The sequence below is a fragment of the Paenibacillus sp. P4_E11 genome, assembly GCF_056401635.1.
On record NZ_JBFUIX010000001.1, the window covers coordinates 115909 to 130695 of the forward strand.

General features: G+C 52.1%; 12 protein-coding genes. 9 read left to right on the forward strand and 3 right to left on the reverse strand.

Annotated elements, in window-relative coordinates; all coding sequences use genetic code 11:
• Positions 1-4: 4 nt before the first annotated feature.
• The 3 genes from AC1DWB_RS00440 (at position 5) to AC1DWB_RS00450 (ending at position 5219) form a co-directional block, all read left to right on the forward strand.
• Complete coding sequence (locus tag AC1DWB_RS00440; protein WP_477539039.1) at positions 5-1414, forward strand: MFS transporter; 1410 nt, start codon at positions 5-7, stop codon at positions 1412-1414.
• A 66-nt stretch (positions 1415-1480) separates the two neighbouring features.
• Positions 1481-2947, forward strand: coding sequence for an arylsulfatase (locus tag AC1DWB_RS00445; protein ID WP_477539040.1), 1467 nt, complete (start codon positions 1481-1483; stop codon positions 2945-2947).
• A 142-nt stretch (positions 2948-3089) separates the two neighbouring features.
• Positions 3090-5219, forward strand: coding sequence for an alkaline phosphatase PhoX (locus AC1DWB_RS00450; protein ID WP_477539041.1), 2130 nt, complete (start codon positions 3090-3092; stop codon positions 5217-5219).
• Between the two features lie 52 nt (positions 5220-5271).
• On the opposite strand, the gene AC1DWB_RS00455 is transcribed toward AC1DWB_RS00450, so the two are convergent.
• On the reverse strand, positions 5272-5982 hold the full coding sequence (locus AC1DWB_RS00455) for a DUF421 domain-containing protein (protein WP_477539042.1): 711 nt from the start codon (positions 5980-5982) through the stop codon (positions 5272-5274).
• Positions 5983-6329: 347 nt separating this feature from the next.
• On the opposite strand from AC1DWB_RS00455, the gene AC1DWB_RS00460 reads away from it, so the two are divergent.
• From AC1DWB_RS00460 to AC1DWB_RS00485, 6 genes are all read left to right on the forward strand, one after another.
• Entirely contained in the window at positions 6330-7691 is a 1362-nt protein-coding gene (locus AC1DWB_RS00460) for an ABC transporter substrate-binding protein (protein ID WP_477539043.1), read from the forward strand.
• Between the two features lie 101 nt (positions 7692-7792).
• Positions 7793-8665 carry a carbohydrate ABC transporter permease gene (locus tag AC1DWB_RS00465; protein WP_477539044.1) on the forward strand — a complete coding sequence of 291 codons (873 nt, stop codon included), beginning with the start codon at positions 7793-7795 and terminating at the stop codon, positions 8663-8665.
• Positions 8666-8681: 16 nt separating this feature from the next.
• Entirely contained in the window at positions 8682-9503 is an 822-nt protein-coding gene (locus AC1DWB_RS00470; protein ID WP_477539045.1) for a carbohydrate ABC transporter permease, read from the forward strand.
• Between the two features lie 25 nt (positions 9504-9528).
• The gene (locus AC1DWB_RS00475; protein ID WP_477539046.1) at positions 9529-10224 is read left to right on the forward strand and encodes a FadR/GntR family transcriptional regulator; all 696 of its coding nucleotides are present in this window, start codon (positions 9529-9531) and stop codon (positions 10222-10224) included.
• Between the two features lie 190 nt (positions 10225-10414).
• Positions 10415-11506, forward strand: a complete 1092-nt coding sequence (locus tag AC1DWB_RS00480; RefSeq protein ID WP_477539047.1) for a Gfo/Idh/MocA family protein — start codon at positions 10415-10417, stop codon at positions 11504-11506.
• 322 nt (positions 11507-11828) lie between these two features.
• On the forward strand, positions 11829-12437 hold the full coding sequence (locus AC1DWB_RS00485; RefSeq protein WP_477539048.1) for an SET domain-containing protein: 609 nt from the start codon (positions 11829-11831) through the stop codon (positions 12435-12437).
• Here the strand turns inward: AC1DWB_RS00485 and AC1DWB_RS00490 are convergent.
• Positions 12401-14542, reverse strand: coding sequence for an ATP-binding cassette domain-containing protein (locus tag AC1DWB_RS00490; RefSeq protein WP_477539049.1), 2142 nt, complete (start codon positions 14540-14542; stop codon positions 12401-12403). The genes AC1DWB_RS00485 and AC1DWB_RS00490 overlap by 37 nt on opposite strands.
• A 62-nt stretch (positions 14543-14604) precedes the next feature.
• Positions 14605-14760 (reverse strand): hypothetical protein, encoded by a 156-nt coding sequence (locus AC1DWB_RS00495; protein ID WP_477539050.1) that lies wholly within the window; start codon positions 14758-14760, stop codon positions 14605-14607.
• Positions 14761-14787: the final 27 nt, after the last annotated feature.

A 14787-nucleotide genomic window follows, 5' to 3' on the forward strand; every position in this document is an offset into this window, starting at 1 on the left:
AACTATGGAGACAAAAGCATCGCAACAAGTCGGAGAGAAATTGATGCTTATTATGGTGTTCACGCTAATTATTTCAATGATGAGTGCATTAATGTTCAACATTGTACTCCCAGAAATAAGTAAAGAGTTTGATCTATCCATCGCTCAAGTCAGTTGGTTCTCCTCTGCTTATGCTTTAATTTACGCGATTGGAACGGTGACTTACGGGAAGCTGGCTGATCGCTACAAGCTAAAAAATTTACTTACTTTCGGTTTACTCCTATTTGCATTGGGTTCACTGGTCGGCCTGTTTTCTCAGACATTTGGGCTGGCGCTTATCGGAAGGTGTCTGCAGTCATTAGGAGCTGCTGCTATCCCGGCAACAGCGATGCTGATCCCGTTACGGTATTTTGCTCCAGAACGCAGAGGCTCAGCATTAGGCATGACGGCCGTTGGATTGGCTATTGGCAGTGCTCTTGGACCTGTAATGTCTGTCTTCATTGTCAGTGTTGCTAATTGGCGTTGGTTATTCGCCGTCTCTCTCTTCATCTTGATCACGATACCCTTTTACCGTAAATACTTGATTGATGAGCAGCAGAGGGGAACTGAGAAATTTGACTGGATTGGCGGAGGCTTGCTAGCTATTACGGTTGCCTTGCTGCTTCTGTCCGTTACGAATGGAACATGGTGGTTTATGATCGGAGGCTTGATCGCTCTGATGTTGTTTATTGTACGAATTCGATTCGCTGCAGAACCGTTTGTCCAACCTGAGCTCTTTAAGAACAGGAGATATATGCTCGTCCTCCCCATTACTTTCTTAATCAATGGGATGGGTCTCTCCCTCTATTTTCTTAGTCCATTACTCCTGTCCACTATACAGCAGCTGCCATCCAATTGGATTGGTTTTGTCATGGTTCCTGCTGCGGCAGCCGCAGCCATCATGGGGAAAACGGGGGGAAGGCTGGCAGATTCGAAAGGAAATTCGTATTTATTTTATGTCGCATCTGGAGCGTTACTGACTTGTTTTGTGTTACTTTCAACCTTTACGGGAAGTGCCCCTCTTCTCATTGCTATCTTTCTCATTTTCGGTAATGTCGGCCAATCCTTTATAGTTATTGCTCTGTCCAATGCAGTCTCAAGGACACTGCCTAAGGAACAAGTTGGAGTGGGGATGGGGCTCTTCTTCATGCTGAATTTCATTTCTCAAGGCATGGCTACTGGCATTTTCAGCAAGCTGGTCGTTCTTGGCTCCGATGTAGCCTGGAACCCTGTGAACAGGGAGTCCAATGGTTTTATTTACAGCAATATCTTCTTTATTTTAGCTGGTCTACAAGTCTTTATTCTATTGTTTTACTACTTCCAGTTTGGCAGAGAAAAAAGAAAAAGGTTCCAGTCGAAGGAGCTCAAGTCAGTTTCAATTCCCTCCTCTGTTTAGTCGGTGCTATACTAACGGTATTACAGATCAACAGGAGCAAGTAAACCGTTGGAGGGGAACCCAGCAATGACAAAACCGAACATTCTAATGATCACGGTGGATCAGATGCGCTTCGATTGCCTGAGTGCACTCGGTCACCCGATCGTCGAAACGCCTAACCTTGATGCGCTTGTCTGCCAAGGGGTCACCTTTACGAGTGCATACTCGGCAACGCCAACTTGTATACCGGCGCGCGCTGCCATTATGACAGGGATGAGTCAGCGATCGCATGGCCGTGTCGGTTATCAAGATAAGGTGCCGTGGACTTACGAGCATACAATTGCAGGGGAGCTTGCGAAGGCGGGATACCATACACAGTGCGTTGGCAAAATGCATGTGTATCCGGCTCGCAATCTATGCGGGTTCCACAATGTCGTGCTGCACGACGGGTACTTGCACCATAACCGTAGTAAACACGATAACACCGTTGACGACCACTTCGATCAAGTTGACGATTATTTGCAATGGCTGCGCCGAACCGCTGGGTCGGAGCTTGACATCATGGACATAGGTCTCGACTGCAACGCCTCAACCGTGGCCCGCCCCTGGCATCTGGCGGAATCGTTGCATCCAACGAATTGGTGCGTGACTGAATCGATTGATTTCTTGCGCCGCCGGGATCCGTCCAAGCCGTTCTTTTTATGGACATCCTTTGTCCGTCCACATTCACCGCTTGATCCGCCACAAGTGTACTTCGACATGTACAAGGATTTGGAACTCCCCGATCCGCCTGTTGGCAGTTGGGTGGACGAAGCAGCAGCGCTTGCTGGTGCAACCGGCCCGACGACAACGTTTGGTCGCATACCCAAGCGTAGGCTGGATCGAGCACGCGCGGCCTATTATGCGCTGATTACGCATCTCGACGAACAAATCGGCCGGTTGATAAATGCGATTCGGGAATACGGGGTCCATAACAATACTGTAATCTTGTTTACATCAGATCACGGCGAATTGATCGGGGACCACCATTTATTCCGGAAGTCTCTACCCTATGAAGGAAGCGCCAAAGTACCCTTTATTGTCTGCGATCCGACCGGAAGGTTCGGTTTTGATAAGGGGAGCCAGATTGAACAGGTGATCGAGCTTCGGGATATTATGCCGACATTGCTTGATGTTGCGGGTGCACCCATCCCTGGGACTGTGGATGGCAGAAGCCTGCTGCCGCTTTGCCGAGGGGAGCAGCCGGAATGGCGATCTTGCATCCACGGCGAGCATCTGTACGGCGCGTTGTCGCATCAATTCGCGACCGATGGCTGCGAAAAGTATGTTTGGTTTACCCAATCAGGCGAAGAGCAATTTTTTGATCTGCGAACGGATCCCCAAGAATTGACTAATGCTGCCAAGGATGAACGTTACGCTTCGCGTGTCGCTATGTGGCGTGAACAGGTAATTACGGAGCTCGAAGGACGAGAGGAAGGATATGTGGCAGAAGGACATCTTGTACCCGGCAGGTTGGGTAAGCCATGTCTCAGTCATTTGCAACCCCATGGTTAAACACCCACGTCCACCGCGCCTTAACAAATTATTTACATGGGCTTAACTCAGAACTGCAAGATCGATAACTCTCCCTTAACAAGTCTCTATTACAATAGGGACAAAGATTCTCATAATCCACTGTGAAAGGTAGAGATATATCGTGAAAAAGCTGCTCACCCCCGTTCTAGGTTTAGCCCTGCTCATTCCATGCGCCCTGCCAACTACTGCTCTCGCTGCAGATGAGGTGAAGATCAAGTCCACTGCATTCGTAGGCATGCCTGCACCTAACAACGTTCAGGATATGGCCAAGCTTTACACCACCGCTTCCCTCCAGGTTACCTACACGGACGGCTCGGTGAGATCGTTCCCCCTCACCTATAAAACGCTGTTCAAGACGACCGACACCGTGAACGGCACAGTTGCTGGACTGGCAACCGATGTAACCGGCAAGCCGGTTATGGATAACAGCGTGCCTAGCAATCCGACTCCATTCGTATCGGATGATCCCGATTCCAACAGCCTTTTCCATGTAGCGGGCATGAAGGACACTAGTAAGGGCGGCAATGCGCTATCGCTAGTCACCCACTACGAGTACATTACCTCCAATAATGCTGGAAAATCCGCCTACGGCATGGTACCTGCATCCATGAGCTTGACGACGATCGACCAGAACAAGACCACCGGGGAACTGCTGCCAGTTGACCTGAAGAAGATCGACTTCTCCGCTGTTGACGGCCTGTGGATTCCATGTAACGGCTCTCTGACTCCATGGAACACCCACCTGGGATCCGAGGAATACGAGCCGGATGCACGCGCTTATGAGAAGGACAACAAGGAAACATACACCGACTCTTTCACAAAGAATTACTTCCAAGATGACAATAAAGTAGGCAATCCTTACTCCTACGGTTGGATGCCTGAAATTACTGTGCAAGCAGACAACTCTACAAGCGTAGTGAAACACTACAGCTTAGGCCGCTTCTCCCACGAGCTTGGTTCCGTCGCGCCTGACCACAAGACTGTGTTCTTCGGCGACGACGGCGGCAATACGATGTTGTTCATGTATGTTGCTGACAAGGGGATGGATCTATCTGCAGGTACGATGTACGCCGCAAAGTGGATTCAGACCAGCGACCAGAACGGCGGCGCTGCAACCCTGCAGTGGATCAACCTTGGGCATGCGTCTGACAGCGAGATCAAAGCTTACGTTGACAATGGGCTGAAGTTCAGCGACATGTTCGAAGTAGCGAACGAGGATACACCGGGCTTTGCGAAGATCAAATCTTATCCAAGCGGCAAGGTCGAGTGGCTGAAGGTAATACCGGGTATGGAAAAGGCTGCGGCTTTCCTGGAAGCACGCCGTTATGCGGCAACACTGGGTGCGACGAGCGAATTCAACAAGATGGAGGGCGTAGCGCACAACGCGAAGGACAAGAAGGTTTATGTCGCAATGTCTTATCTGGAAAAAGCGATGGAGAAGGACTCAAAGGGTGCAGACCCGGTGGACGATATCTCCGTGAAGAAGATCCGTGCCGGTGTCGTCTATGAAATGCCGATGAGCGGCGGGCAAAAAGACAGCAGTGGCGCTGATATCAACAGCGAGTATGTAGCGAGCAAGATGAGCGGCTTAGTTGTGGGCTCCGACCTGGCTATTGCGGATGCCAAAGGCAACCTCGCCGACGACGAGAAGATCGCCAACCCGGACAATATCGCATTTTCCGAGGAGCTGCGCACCCTGTTCATCGGCGAGGACAGCGGCATGCACGTGAACAACTACGTATGGGCGTACAACGTAGACACGAAGAAGCTATCCCGCATTCTCTCGACTCCAGCAGGAGCGGAGGCAACAGGTCTGCAGGTCGTCGACAACCTGAAAGGCTTCAGCTACATCATGAGCAACATCCAACATCCTGGCGACGAGATGATTGTGGCTGATTCCCTCAAGGCAGATGTCGAGGCGCAAATCAATAAAAACTTTGACAACAAAAAATCTGGTGCTGTCGGTTATATCCACGGCGTGCCAACGCCAGCTCAAATGGTTGCTTGGAAGGATTCCGACAAGACTCTTGCCGTCCTGCGTGAGCTTGCCGAGTCTAAGGGCGGGAAGGTTACTTGGAATCAAGCGGATTACAGCGTTTCTGTTACGAAAGGCAGCAGCACAATGAAAGTGAAGATCGGCGAGAGCTCCGCGATAGTTAACGGCCAAACTATTCAACTTCCATACGCGGCCAAGCTGGAGAATGAGCGTACTATGTTTCCAACGGCAGTTTTGAACGAATTCCTGAAATAAAAATCTAAGAGAAAGGCCATTAGGCGGATTTAGAGCTTAATGGCCTTTTTGCTTATTCCGGATCAATAGGGTGCTTGATTTTATCCTGATAGAGGTCGAAATATAAACTCCCGTTGGTCCCTTTAACTGCGTAGCAAACTTCTTCCAAGGCCAGCCCTCTCTTTTTCAACTGCATGAAAAGCCACTGCGTGCTAATCCCGCCTTTTTCAATATTTTCATCCACCAATTCTCCATCCATAATAAGCTCAATCGGAAATTGGGTTTTACCCATGCTCGCAATGGACAAATCTTTCCGCGTTATTTGTCGGAATTCCGGCTTCCTCAACACGGACAACTTCCCGTTCAGTTCAAGAACGGCGTACTCCACCTCCCCAATATCGAAGATGTCTTTTTCCCGTAGTTCCTGATTCATGGTATCGAGCGAGAACTTAACCTTCCGCATGTTTTGCTCTAGAATTTTGCCTTCCTCAATGATGATTGTCGGTTTGCCCGAAACCCATTTCCTTACTTTGCGGTTTTTCATTGAAAATTGCGCGACAATGAAGGCGATTCCGCTGAACGTAAGAAGGGCAACGATAAGATGCCAGGACTTGAGCCCAGTGTTATACGCGATATTGGCGGTGATGGCCCCGAGCGTAATCGAAGAGACAAAATCATGATAGGTCATCTGCGCGATCGTATGTTTGCCGATGACTTTCGTCACGATCAGGATTAAGACAAAAGCGGCGGCAGTTCTCACAATAATTTCAAGATAAGGGTTCACGAGTTGTAATCGCCTCTGTTAATGAATTTGGAAAGTCTACCCATAGAATGAACGAATAGTCGAATCCTTATTCCGAGGCCTCCGTATAACCTGACAAAAAAAACAAATTGACAACAAAACGGAGAACCTATAAGCTAATATTAATTGGTAATATGGTCTAACCATACTCTCCATTCACGCAATAACGGGCTTTCTATCGGTGAATTGGTCGGACCATAATACTTATTAGCTTAGAAAGGAGGCTCCCTCTTTTTCTGTTCTGGCCTGACGGCTACAGACTACAATGAAAACGTTTTAGCAGGAAAAGGTGACCATGTTAACGAACATCATTATCGGGAGGTCCAACTATGAGAATGAGAAAACAAGCTGGAATTATGGCATCAGTCATGCTACTCACGGGTCTTCTGTCTGCTTGTTCAAGCGACAGCAAGGATACCGGCAGTAAAGCAAGTCCTACGCCAGCCGGAACGGCAGCGGGGGCTGGTGCAACCGATTTGCCCAAGGGTAACATCGAATTGACCTGGTGGGTCGACACACGTGACGACGTCCAGAAGATTTATGAAGAGATCAAGAGTGATTTCGAGAAAGCGAATACGAACGTCAAGATTACGATGGTCAAAACACCGGATGACAAAATCGCCGAGCGCATCAGTGTAGCTGCTAATACAGGCCAACTTCCCGATGTACAGCAAGGTTCCATCCTGTGGCCGCTGACCTTCGCTAAGAAAAATCTGCTTGTCCCTCTCGACGACATTATTGATAAGGCCGACTTCGAAGACAGCACGTTGAAAGCGTTGTCAGTGGATAACAAAACATACATTTACCCGAACAACTCGACAGCTACAGGCCTCTTAGTCAACCGAGATATGTTCAAGGCAAAGAACGCTAACGACCTGCTCCCTGCCAACATGGCAACTTGGTCCTACGATCAGTTCCTGAAGGCTGCCAAGGCCGTTAACGATCCAGCCAAGCAAGTATACGGCTTCGGCACGTACGCTGGCGATTCAGGCGGCGACCAGGGCCACCATATGTTCCTATGGGGTTTCGGCGCCAAGACATGGTCCGATGACAATACGAAAGCTGTCCTGAACTCCGCACAAGGCGTAGAAGGACTGGAATTCCTCTTGAAAGTAATCGACGAAGGCGTCGTACCTCCAGGGGCAGCAGGGTTGAAAGCCGGAGCGGTTATCAACGAATTGTTCCTGCAAGGCAAGATCGGGATGACGTTCGGCAGCATCGGTAACCTCGGCGCATTCGACAAAGCATTCACCGAAGGATCTGCCAAGAAGTTCGAGTATGACCTGCTCCCTTATCCTTCCAAAGACGGTAAATCGTCGTCCTCCGTTCTGTTCGGTCACGGCACTTGGGTGTGGAACACGAAGAACGATGCGAAGATGAAGTGGGCCAAAGAATTCGCCAAGTTCGTGAACAACAAAGACAACATGACGAAGATGTCCAAAGCCACTTCCGTCATCATTACCCGCAAATCGCTGTCGAAGACTTACGAGGAAAACTCGATGCAAGGCAAGACGATTAAGCTGACCAAGTATGCCGGCAATATCGGCGCAGCTATTCCAGGCTACACCGAGACCCGGAACGCCTTCTTCCCAGAACTCCAAGCTGCCTTCCTGAAGAAGAAAACACCGAAGCAAGCGTTGGATGACTGGGTAACGAAAGCGAACGAAATCGTGACGAACGCCTCCAAGTAACAATAAAGCCTTTACACCTGTGGAACACCCCGCGCCGTAGTGGTATGTAGTCTGCGCGGGGTGTCTTACCTAGATCATTCCATAGAATTGGGGTTGTGATCATGTCAACCGGATTGAGAAAGGAATTATGGGGCCTCTTCTTTATCGCGCCATTCCTGCTTGTATTCCTGATGTTCGAGATATACCCATTCATCGATGCCCTGTACTTGAGCTTATTCGACTACGGAATCGGCACCAAGCGATGGATCGGATTGGATAACTATGCTCATCTGCTGCAAGACAAAGTGTTCCTGCGCTCGATTGCGAACACGTTCGGCTTCGTCATCGGCGTCGTGCCCTTATCCGTCATGTTCGCGATATTCGTAGCGAACGTCGTCATTCACAAGTCGGCCGCGGTCGCTTCTTTCTTCCGGGCCAGCTTCTATCTGCCTATCGTTACTTCACAGGTCGTCATGTCGATCGCCTGGCTGTGGATCTACAATCCAGTAAGTGGCGTGGCCAACTATGCCATGTCGATATTCGGGGCGAGTCCCGTCCTATGGCTATCTGACTCCAGTACAGCCCTGCCCTCGCTGATCGTTGTTGTCATCACTTGGCTTGTCGGGCAACCGGTCATTCTGTATCTGGCTGCGCTTGGCAATATCCCGCCGACTTACTTCGAAGCGGCATCCATTGACGGTGCTTCCTCCTGGAGAAAGTTCTGGAGCATCACATTACCCTTATTGAAGCCTACAACGCTGTACGTCATCGTGACTACCACGATTGGAGCATTTCAGACGTTCGTAGCCGTACAGATGTTAACCGGCGGCGGTCCGAATTACGCTACGACGACGATCATGTTCCTCCTGTACGATACCGCTTTCAAATACGGAAAACTTGGTTTGGCTTCAGCGATGGGTGTCGTGCTGGCTGTCGTCATCTCGATCTTCTCCGTCATTCAATTCAAGTTTTTCAAAACCGACGTCGAGTACTGATAGGGGGAATGACTACATGATAGCCAAACTGTTGAAATGGGGCTCGGATGTCCTGCTGTACGCATTAGCCGGCTTCTTCCTGTTCCCCCTTTACTGGATGATTACGGGATCGTTCAAGGATCAGTCGACTACGCTCAAAATACCGCCTGAATTCATTCCCATGCACCCGAAGCTGATCAATTACGAACGGCTTCTAAGAGATAGCGATATTTTTCACTGGCTGTACAATAGCATTCTCGTAGGGGTTATCGCTACAGCGGCCTCCTGCTTGATCGCCACAATGGCAGGCTACGCGCTGACGAAGCACAAATTCAGAGGCCAAACCATCCTGTTCGGCGCTATCATCGTTACCATGCTCATTCCAAGGCAGCTAGGGCTTGTCCCGATGTTCACGATGATGCGAGAATTGAATCTGGTGAATACGCTCGCCAGCGTTATTTTACCTATATTGGCATTACCGTTCGGCGTGTTCCTGATGAAGCAGTTCAGCCAGACGATCCCCACAGAATTAATAGAAGCGGCGAAGATTGACGGTTGCGGAGAAATCGGATTGTTCACTAAGATATTCCTACCGGTCGTGAAGCCAGGGGTTGGTGCGCTAGCGATCTTCGTCTTCTCTTTCGCATGGAATGACTACTTATGGCAGCTTGTTATGCTAAGTGATAGCGCCAAGATGACCATCAACGTCGGCATATCGACCCTGGTCAGCGAATTCGTGGCCAACTACGGCGCACAGATGGCAGCCGCTACATTGGGCTTCATCCCGATCTTCATCGTGTTTGTATCGTTTCAGCAATATTTTGTCAAAGGCATTACCGTCGGCAGTGTGAAGGGATGACTATACCTAGATAGGGAGACATCAGATGGTGGAGATTCCGGAAAAAGTAAATCTGTCGCATATCGTCGGAGAACGGATCAAGAGCTATATCCTGGAGAACAACATGATCACCGGGGATCGCCTGCCTACCGAGAAGCAGCTGATTGAAACGTTGGGCGTAAGCCGCACGGTCGTCCGGGAAGCATTGAAATTGCTCGAAATGCTGGGCATCATTCGCATCCGGGTAGGGAACGGCATTTATGTGGACATGGTATCGCTGAAGCCGTTGCTTGAGCACATGTCGTTCCGCTGGAAGCAGAATGAGCAGAAGATGAAGGAACTGCTCGAGACACGTCGTATTCTTGAGCTCGGGGCCGTCGAAATGGCGGTACGGCGGTACGATCTAGAGGCGATTGCCGAGATGGAGGTCTGGAACGAGGCGATGGCGGAGACGATCCGCCAAGGCAAGCCTCCCTACGAGGAAGATCTTCAGTTCCATCGAGCGCTATTCAAGGCGACGGGGAACGTGACCTACTTCGAGCTAAGCGAAGTACTAACCGACTTCTTCGCCACTGTCCGAGAGCTGCATTTCGGTAACCCCGAGGACTCCCGAATATCACTCGTGGAACACCGTAACATTGTCTATCATATCCGGACGAAGAACACGGACGCGGCGAAGACGGAGATGGAGTTGCACTTGTATCCGCTACGAAGATATATCGATAACGAAGACATCAGCTAAAAGCAGTAGTTTGAGGAACAGGAAGAACCGGGTATGCAGGAAATACCGGGTAGTGGGACACGGAGCGATTGTCCGATGACCCGGTTGCCCGCTCGTCCTTGCTGCTTATTATGGTCTAACCATCATACAGCTGAAGGTCGGATAACCAATCTGGATGTTAACCAACTATGACCGAGAGGGGATAGACAATATGAATCAGCAAGTGCGTATTGGCATGGTCGGCAGCGGCTATTTCGGCGGACAATTGGCCCGGACGCTGCACCGACTGAAGGGGGCCTGCGTAACGGCCGTTCACGGCGGCAGCCAAGCTCAAGCGTTGGCGGACGAATTAGGCTGTGCTTGCGTGGAGCAGCTCGAACAATTGGTGGAGCGTGAAGACGTCGACGCCATTGTGGTGGCGAGTCCCAATCACGCACATGAGGCGCCCGTGCTGCAAGCCGCACGGAACGGCAAGCATGTATTCTGCGAGAAGCCGGTAGCGCTGAAGCTTGAGACTTGCGAACGGATGATCGGCGCTTGCCGGAAGGCAGGTGTTATGTTCATGGCCGGTCACATCATGCATTTCATGAACGGCGTAGATCAAGCGAAACGATGGATTGCGGAAGGGGCGATCGGCCGACCCATCGTATGCAGCTCGGAGCGGACCGGCTGGGAAGACAAGCAGCCTGCGGTCAGTTGGAAGAAGAACAATGCCACCTCCGGCGGTCATCTGTTCCATCATATCCATGAGCTCGACATGCTGCAGGCGATCATGGGCCCCGCCCGCTCTGTCTGCACAGCAGGCGGCAACCTGGCCCATCAGGGAGAAGCTTATGGCGATGAGGAGGATGTGCTGCTGCTCACGATCGAGTTCGCATCTGGCGGGCTTGGTACGATGCAGCTCGGCTCCGGCTTCCGCATGGGCGAGCACTTCGTCAAGATCAACGGCACCGAAGGGGCCCTCCTGATCGATCTCAAGCGCTCGCGTGTGGAACTTAGACGCGGCTCTCAGGTTGAAAGCCATCTCTTGCACGATACAGCGGATGAGGACGAACAACGCGCTGCCTGGTACCGCCAAGCCGATCGCGGCATCGCCTATGGCCGAAGGGCGAGCGAGATGCCAGGCTGGCTCACCTCGCTCATCCGCAAGGAGATGGTCGCCTTCCGCGATGCCATCCAGGGCAAGCCGATCGCGGCCAGCATGCAGCCGTTGTTCGACGGCACGGCCGCCCGCTCTTCGATCGCCACGGCGGAAGCGTCGATGCAGTCGCTGCGGTCGAAGACGTGGACCGCGGTTCGTTAGCGCGGAATAGGAGGCTGTCGATTCATTGTGGACATTTGGAGTGGAAAGTGAAAAAGAGGACCCCGGCGAGTTTTGGCTTGAACCTCCATACCGCGAAATCCCTTATACAATCATAGGAGGTTCAAACAAGATGTCTGAGCTAATAGGGGTCCTTTTTCACTTGGAACGGCAGTTTTTGCTTCTATCAACAATGAATCGACAGTTTCAATAGACAAATTTCACAAAATTCACCAATCGAGCCTAGGGCCTACAGGAAACCATTCGAACCTGTCGAAATATTCATGGGAGTACAAATCCTACGCTGGATAGGGAGAGAATGACCATGATGCACCCGCATACCGAACTGCGCTACATTGACGATGTAATTGGATTCGGCGTATTCGCCACCCGCTTCATCCCGAAAGGAACGATCACATGGGCGCTGGATGATCTCGATCAAATTCTGGAGCCCGCGCAAGTAGAGGCGTTGGACGACGATCGCAAGAAGCTGGTACTGAAATATTCGTACCGCAACCAGCACGGTAAGTTCATTCTGTGTTGGGACAATGGGCGATTCGTCAATCACAGCTTCCACGCCAACTGCATCGGCACCGCCTACGAGATCGAGATCGCAGTACGTGACATTCAAGCCGGAGAACAGTTAACCGACGACTACGGTACGTTGAACGTGGATGAACCGTTCGACTGCTTGCCAGAGGCAGGAACCGAACGCGCCAGGGTGATGCCAGACGATCTGATCCGTCTCGCCGATATGTGGGATGCGCAGGCGATCGACGCCTTCCGCGCCTACAATGCGGTCGAGCAACCGCTCGCCCATCTGATCCGTGCCGAATTCCGCGAGAAGGTGCGGATCGCTGCCGACCACCACGAGCTCATCGACTCCATTCGCGACATTTACTTCAACCGGATATCCAGCTTTTCTACTAGGTGAGGAGCCCGCTGCAGCAGCGATTGGAAGAAATCGCGCTGCAAGGTGACGAACACAACCGGGGTCAACGTGCGAATGCTTGCAGTACGCGGAATGTTGTGCAAGAGCGCCATTTCGCCGAAGAAATCCCCGTCGAAGAACACCGCGACCCGGTTGTGATTACCCTCCATGTCCTTCTTCAACACTTCTACCTTTCCACGCACGATGATGTAAAATTTGTCGCCATGATCGCCTTCATGGATAATGTACCGTTCCCGATTGTACGATTCTGTTGCAAAATACGGCGCGATTTCTCCCAAAAACGCATCATCCAATTCCGAGAATACTGGAAACAACTTGAGCCGATTCGCCTGCACTTCCGCGTGGTATCCATCCTCGCTCAGCTGAAAGCCACTCTGCTTGCTCCATGACTGCTTGTATAGCCCGTCTGGCCGCTCCAGCAGCTCCCGGTGCGTCCCTTGCTCGGCGATTTCGCCGTCCCGCAGCACGTAGATCTGATCGGCCGGCTCGGCGGAAGCCAGCCGGTGCGTGACTGAGATCACCGTCCGTGAGGCGGTGATCCGCTTCAAGGTGGCGTTGATCGCCGCCTCCGTACCTGGATCGAGCGCGGACGTGGCCTCATCGAAGATGAGGATCGCCGGATCGCGCACGATCGCGCGGGCAATGGCGACGCGCTGCCGCTGGCCGCCAGACAAGCGGCCGCCTCGCTCGCCCACATCCGTCTCGTAGCCGTCCGGCAGCGACAGGATGAAGTCGTGAATCTCCGCCGCCCGTGCGGCGGCTTCGACTTCCTCGTCGCTGGCATCCGGCTTGCCGAGACGTATATTGTCGCGGATCGAGGCGCGGAACAGGAAGCTCTCCTGGAACACGATGCCGATCTGCGCCCGCAGTGACTGCAGCGTCACGTCGCGAATGTCGATCCCGTCGACCAGCACGGCGCCTTCTTGCGGATCGTAGAATCGCATCAGCATGTTGATGATCGTACTCTTGCCCGATCCGCTGGCGCCCACGAAAGCGGCGTACGTGCCCTTCGGAATCGTCAGCGAGACAGCATTCAAGCTGGTCTGCTCGGGTGCGTACCGGAACGTGACACCGCGCAGCTCAATGTCCCGTTGCAGCGGAGGCAACGGAGCCGCGCCCGGGTGATCGTCGATGCTGGGCACTTCGTCCAGCAGCTCGCGCACCCGGGCCATCCCGGCCGTCGCTTGCAAGAGCTGCGGCGCGAGCCAGGTTACAGCCGCGACGAGATAGCTGAGCGCGATGAGAATGGCGCTGAAAGCCAGCAGCGAGCCGATCGACAGCTTGCCGAAGTAAGCCAGCAGCGAGCCCATGCAGATGGTCAGCAGATTCAAGATCATCGTCCCCATGTTGGTCGTGCGATCGATCAGGAAGTTATAGAAGTTCGAGCGCGAAGAGATGACCCGGTATTGGCTCACGGTCTCATGGAACCGCCCGACGAGCAGGTTTTGCAGACCGAACGCCTTGACGACGGGTTGGGCACTCACATTTTCCTGGACCGTAGTGGCAATGGACGCCTGCTCCTCCTTCAGCTTATAGCTGGCCTCGAACGCTTTGCCGCCGAACAGCTTCGGTCCGACCAGACATAGCGGCAGACCGATGAGCGCAAGCAGCGCCAATTGCCATTGCAGCACGAACAGCACCACAAGGTTCAACACGAGGCCGAACAAGGACAGCAGCGCATAAGGCAGCAGCATGACGAAGCTATCGATGGAGATGAGATCGTTATTAAAGCGTGAGACGATGTCTCCGCCGCTCGTACGGAAGTAGAAGTCGCTCGACAACCGCTGCAGCTTCTCGTACATCCGTTTGTACATATCCGTGATGATCTCCGTGCCCAGTCCGGCAAACAGCTTATCGCGTAATATTCCGATGATCGCTGAGGAGAGCGCGCCAATGATCATGAGGGACAGAATGAGGAGTAGCAGGGAATACTTCTGTGGGACAATCGCGAAGTCAATAATGAATTTGAAGCTGAGCGGCATGAATGTTTCGTAAGCCAGCTCGACTAGTAGAGCGAGCAGAAGCAGCCCCGTTCGCCACTTATGACGTCCGAAGGCAGTCGCCAGAATGCGGAAGAATGCAACCATATTCGATCCCCTTACAACAGTTGTTCTGAGGTTAATTCATACACATTTTAAACTATAGCATATTATTGGAAATATTCCTCTCCTACATTGAAATGCCTGCTGCATAAGTCGTTCGCGAGAACGTCAACGAGCGCCTCGCCGAGCTGACCCGCATCCAGACGCCCTAGGCGAAGGCGGCGGAACATGAATAGCCTGACCGAGGAACGCCACCACAGCATCCTCCTCGACCAAGCTGTTCTCATTAC

Coding starts and splice junctions, on each gene's coding strand:
- AC1DWB_RS00460 (WP_477539043.1), top strand. CDS start 6,330: ATGAGAATGAGAAAACAAGCTGGAATTATGGCATCAGTCATGCTACTC.
- AC1DWB_RS00440 (WP_477539039.1), top strand. CDS start 5: ATGGAGACAAAAGCATCGCAACAAGTCGGAGAGAAATTGATGCTTATT.
- AC1DWB_RS00470 (WP_477539045.1), top strand. CDS start 8,682: ATGATAGCCAAACTGTTGAAATGGGGCTCGGATGTCCTGCTGTACGCA.
- AC1DWB_RS00490 (WP_477539049.1), bottom strand. CDS start 14,542: ATGGTTGCATTCTTCCGCATTCTGGCGACTGCCTTCGGACGTCATAAG.
- AC1DWB_RS00480 (WP_477539047.1), top strand. CDS start 10,415: ATGAATCAGCAAGTGCGTATTGGCATGGTCGGCAGCGGCTATTTCGGC.
- AC1DWB_RS00485 (WP_477539048.1), top strand. CDS start 11,829: ATGATGCACCCGCATACCGAACTGCGCTACATTGACGATGTAATTGGA.
- AC1DWB_RS00475 (WP_477539046.1), top strand. CDS start 9,529: ATGGTGGAGATTCCGGAAAAAGTAAATCTGTCGCATATCGTCGGAGAA.
- AC1DWB_RS00465 (WP_477539044.1), top strand. CDS start 7,793: ATGTCAACCGGATTGAGAAAGGAATTATGGGGCCTCTTCTTTATCGCG.
- AC1DWB_RS00495 (WP_477539050.1), bottom strand. CDS start 14,760: ATGCTGTGGTGGCGTTCCTCGGTCAGGCTATTCATGTTCCGCCGCCTT.
- AC1DWB_RS00445 (WP_477539040.1), top strand. CDS start 1,481: ATGACAAAACCGAACATTCTAATGATCACGGTGGATCAGATGCGCTTC.